We start from the raw sequence: 3560 nt of genomic DNA on the forward strand, positions 1-3560 counted from the left end.
CACGTCACGCCACTCGAGGCAGCGTCTTGAACACCTCGCTGGCCGCCGCCACGGTGTCGGCGATGTCCTGCTCGCTGTGGGCCGCGCTCACGAAGCCGGCCTCGTACAGCGCGGGCGCGATGTAGACGCCGCGGTCGAGCAGGCCGTGGAAGAGGGCGTTGAACCGGGCGCCCTCGGTCTTCATGACGGCCTGGTAGTTCTGCGGCAGCCCCGGCATGAGAAAGAAGCCGAACATGCCGCCCTCGGCGTCCACGCTGAAGGGCACGCCGGCCTGGTCGGCCGCGGCCTTCAGTCCGTCGACCAGCTGGCGCGTGCGCGCCGACAAGGCCTCGAAGAAGCCGGGCCGGCGGATCTCGGCCAGGGTGGCCAGGCCGCAGGCCGTGGCCACCGGGTTGCCCGACAGCGTGCCGGCCTGATAGACCGGGCCCAGCGGCGCGAGCTGCTCCATCACGGCGCGCTTGCCGCCGAAAGCCGCCAGCGGCATGCCGCCGCCGATGACCTTGCCCATCACCGTCATGTCGGGCTCGAAGCCGGGGAGCTGGCGGGCGTAGACGCTCTGCGCGCCGCCCAGGGCCACGCGAAAACCCGTCATGACCTCGTCGAACACCAGCAGGGCGCCGTGCCGGGTGCACAGCTCGCGGCAGCGCGCCATGAAGGGCAGGCTGGCGCGCACGAAGTTCATGTTGCCGGCGATCGGTTCGATCATCAGGCAGGCGATGTCGGCGCCGTGCTCGGCGAAGGCGGCGTCGAGCTGTTCGAGGTTGTTGTACTCAAGCACCAGGGTGTGCTGCACCACCTCGGGCGGCACGCCCGCGCTGGTGGGGTTGCCGAAGGTGGCCAGGCCCGAGCCGGCCTTGACCAGCAGGGCGTCCGCGTGGCCGTGGTAGCAGCCCTCGAACTTGATGATCTTGCGCCGGCCGGTGGCGCCGCGCGCCAGCCGGATCGCGCTCATGCCGGCCTCGGTGCCCGAGCTGACCAGGCGCACCATCTCCAGGCTGGGCACCAGGGACACGATGGCCTCGGCGAGCTCGACCTCCCGCTCGGTGGGGGCGCCGAACGAGAAGCCGTCGAGCGCGGCCTTTTGCACCGCTTCGAGCACGGCGGGGTGGCCGTGGCCCAGGATCATCGGACCCCAGGAGCCGATGTAGTCGATGTAGCGCTGGCCATTGGCGTCCCAGAAGTGGGCGCCTTGCGCGCGCTGCACGAAACGCGGCGTGCCGCCGACGGCGCGGAAGGCGCGCACCGGGGAATTGACGCCGCCAGGGATCAGGGTCTTGGCGCGCTCGAACAGGTCCAGGTTGCGGTCGGGCATGGGTCGGTCAGTGTCGGGTGGTGTCCAGGGGGAAATCGCCCGCGTCCAGCGCGCTGTCGGGCGGCGCGGGATCGGTGGCGGACTCGTCGGTGGCCTCGGCGTCCTCTTCGTGCGCCCAGAACAGGCGGTCGGGCACCGCGTGGCCCATGCCGGGCTGGAAGCCGGCGTCCAGGCACTGGTCCAGGTAGGTCAGGGCCTCGGCGCAGGCGGTCTGCAGGTCGGCCCCGCTGGCGATGAGGGCGCACAGCGCGGCCGACAGCGTGTCGCCGGCGCCGGCGAAGGTGGCCTCGAAGCGCTCGTAGCGGGCCGTGGCGAGCACGGTCTCGGGCGAGGCCAGGTGGCTTTCCAGGTGCTGGTCGGCCGCGTTGAAGCCGGTCACCAGGGTGTAGGGCACGCCGTGCACCGCAGCGGCGCGGGCGACGTCGCGTGGTCCCGGCGGGCGGTCACCCTCCCACTCGGGCAGCAGCCAGCGGCACAGGGTGCTGTGGTTGCCCACCAGCACGGTGGTCTGCGGCAGCAACAGCTCGGTGCAGGCGTCCAGGTAGTTCTCGATGTCGAGCTCGTCCCACCAGGACAGGTCGGGCATGTAGGTGATCACCGGCACTTCGGTGTAGTCGCTGGTGATCTGGGCCACGGCGCTCAGGTTCTCGGGCGTGCCCACGAAGCCGACCTTGATCGCCCGCACGGGCATGTCCTCGAGCGCGCAGCGCGCCTGATCGACCACCGCCTCTTCGTCGAGGCTGAAGTGGTCGCGGATCGCGGAGGTGTCGCGCACGTAGGCGCCGGTGACCACCGGCAGCACGTGGGCCGACGCGCTGGACATGGCCGTCAGGTCTGCGCTCAGGCCGCCCGCCCCGCTCGGGTCGTTGGCGTTGAAGCTCATCACGCAGGGCAGGGGGGATTCGCCCGGGGCCGTGGCCTCGCGGACGACGGAGGAATCGTCGGGATCGGACATGGTGGGGGGATTGTGCGGCCTGCGCTGGCCCGCAGGCACTGTGGTGCGGGGGCCTCTGGCGCCGTCCACTCGCCTGTGAAATGACACCGCAGAGCGCTTGAACGGGCTGGATACAATCCTTGCATTCTACGATACAGACCACAAAAACCATGAGCGACAGCAAGACTTGGATGTGCCTGATCTGCGGCTGGATCTACGACGAAGCAGCAGGAGCACCCGAGCACGGCGTACCTGCCGGCACCCCCTGGGCCGACGTTCCGATGAACTGGACCTGCCCCGAGTGTGGCGCCCGCAAGGAAGATTTCGAGATGGTTCAAATCTGAGCGGACGGTGGCCAGGGGGCCGTCGATCCGTTGTCCGGGGTCCGGGCGGCACCGCCGCATCGGGCCCGATAGTGGTTGAGGAGCCCGTCCATCGTGAGTGCAACGCCTGCCCTGAAGGTTCTCGTCGTCGACGACAGCAACACCATCCGGCGCAGCGCCGAGATTTTTCTCAAGCAAGGCGGCCATGAAGTGCTGCTGGCCGACGATGGCTTCGACGCCCTGGCCAAGATCAACGACTACCAGCCCGACCTGATCTTCTGCGACATCCTGATGCCGCGGCTGGACGGCTATCAGACCTGCGCGATCATCAAGCGCAACGCCCGCTTCGCCAGCATCCCGGTCGTCATGCTCTCGTCCAAGGACGGCGTGTTCGACAAGGCCCGCGGCCGCATGGTCGGCTCGCAGGACTACCTCACCAAGCCCTTCACCAAAGACCAGCTGTTGCAGGCCGTGCAGCAGTTCGGCGCCCATCTCAACGTCAACGGAGTTGCCTGATGCCCATCCACAAGATCCTCGTCGTCGATGATTCGAAGACCGAGCTGCTGGTCCTGTCGGATCTGTTGACCAAAAATGGCTACACGGTGCGCACCGCCGAGAATGCGGACGAGGCCTTCCGTCGTCTCGGGGAGGAAAAGCCTGATCTCATTCTGATGGACGTGGTGATGCCCGGCCAGAATGGCTTTCAGCTGACCCGCGCCATCACGCGCGATCCTCAGTATTCGAGCATCCCCATCGTCATGTGCACCAGCAAGAACCTGGAGACGGACCGCGTGTGGGGCATGCGCCAGGGGGCCCGCGACTACGTCACCAAACCGGTCAACGGCGAAGAACTGCTTTCCAAGATCCGAGCGCTGGCCTGAGGCCGGTGCCCGAACCGCACCAGCATGGCCAAACGACAGTCGCTGAAGGAGCTCCAGGAACGGCTGGCCCAGCGCCTCACGGCAGCGAAGACCGAAGCGCTGACCGCGAC

The 3560-nt window shown here is 68.4% G+C and carries 5 protein-coding genes; 3 read left to right on the forward strand and 2 right to left on the reverse strand.

The features are described 5' to 3' along the window. Positions 1-4: 4 nt before the first annotated feature. Positions 5-1312 carry a glutamate-1-semialdehyde 2,1-aminomutase gene (gene hemL / locus VGF12_RS12905; RefSeq protein ID WP_331176442.1) on the reverse strand — a complete coding sequence of 436 codons (1308 nt, stop codon included), beginning with the start codon at positions 1310-1312 and terminating at the stop codon, positions 5-7. Positions 1313-1319: 7 nt separating this feature from the next. Beyond that, positions 1320-2267 (reverse strand): bifunctional hydroxymethylpyrimidine kinase/phosphomethylpyrimidine kinase, encoded by a 948-nt coding sequence (thiD, locus tag VGF12_RS12910; protein WP_070397330.1) that lies wholly within the window; start codon positions 2265-2267, stop codon positions 1320-1322. Between the two features lie 149 nt (positions 2268-2416). On the opposite strand from thiD, the gene VGF12_RS12915 reads away from it, so the two are divergent. From VGF12_RS12915 to VGF12_RS12925, 3 genes are all read left to right on the forward strand, one after another. Continuing rightward, on the forward strand, positions 2417-2590 hold the full coding sequence (locus VGF12_RS12915) for a rubredoxin (protein ID WP_083292799.1): 174 nt from the start codon (positions 2417-2419) through the stop codon (positions 2588-2590). A 93-nt stretch (positions 2591-2683) separates the two neighbouring features. Further along, complete coding sequence (locus tag VGF12_RS12920) at positions 2684-3085, forward strand: response regulator (RefSeq protein WP_175442774.1); 402 nt, start codon at positions 2684-2686, stop codon at positions 3083-3085. Further along, positions 3085-3450, forward strand: a complete 366-nt coding sequence (locus VGF12_RS12925) for a response regulator (RefSeq protein ID WP_070397331.1) — start codon at positions 3085-3087, stop codon at positions 3448-3450. The genes VGF12_RS12920 and VGF12_RS12925 overlap by 1 nt, the downstream gene beginning before the upstream one ends. Positions 3451-3560 lie beyond the last annotated feature (110 nt).

It is taken from the genome of Roseateles sp., assembly GCF_036404855.1.
In the GTDB taxonomy this organism is placed as follows: Bacteria; Pseudomonadota; Gammaproteobacteria; order Burkholderiales; family Burkholderiaceae_C; genus Pelomonas.

What these genes read in the sequence shown, in the direction of transcription:
- VGF12_RS12925 (WP_070397331.1), top strand. Translation starts at nt 3,085, where the DNA reads ATGCCCATCCACAAGATCCTCGTCGTCGATGATTCGAAGACCGAGCTG.
- thiD (WP_070397330.1), bottom strand. Translation starts at nt 2,267, where the DNA reads ATGTCCGATCCCGACGATTCCTCCGTCGTCCGCGAGGCCACGGCCCCG.
- hemL (WP_331176442.1), bottom strand. Translation starts at nt 1,312, where the DNA reads ATGCCCGACCGCAACCTGGACCTGTTCGAGCGCGCCAAGACCCTGATC.
- VGF12_RS12915 (WP_083292799.1), top strand. Translation starts at nt 2,417, where the DNA reads ATGAGCGACAGCAAGACTTGGATGTGCCTGATCTGCGGCTGGATCTAC.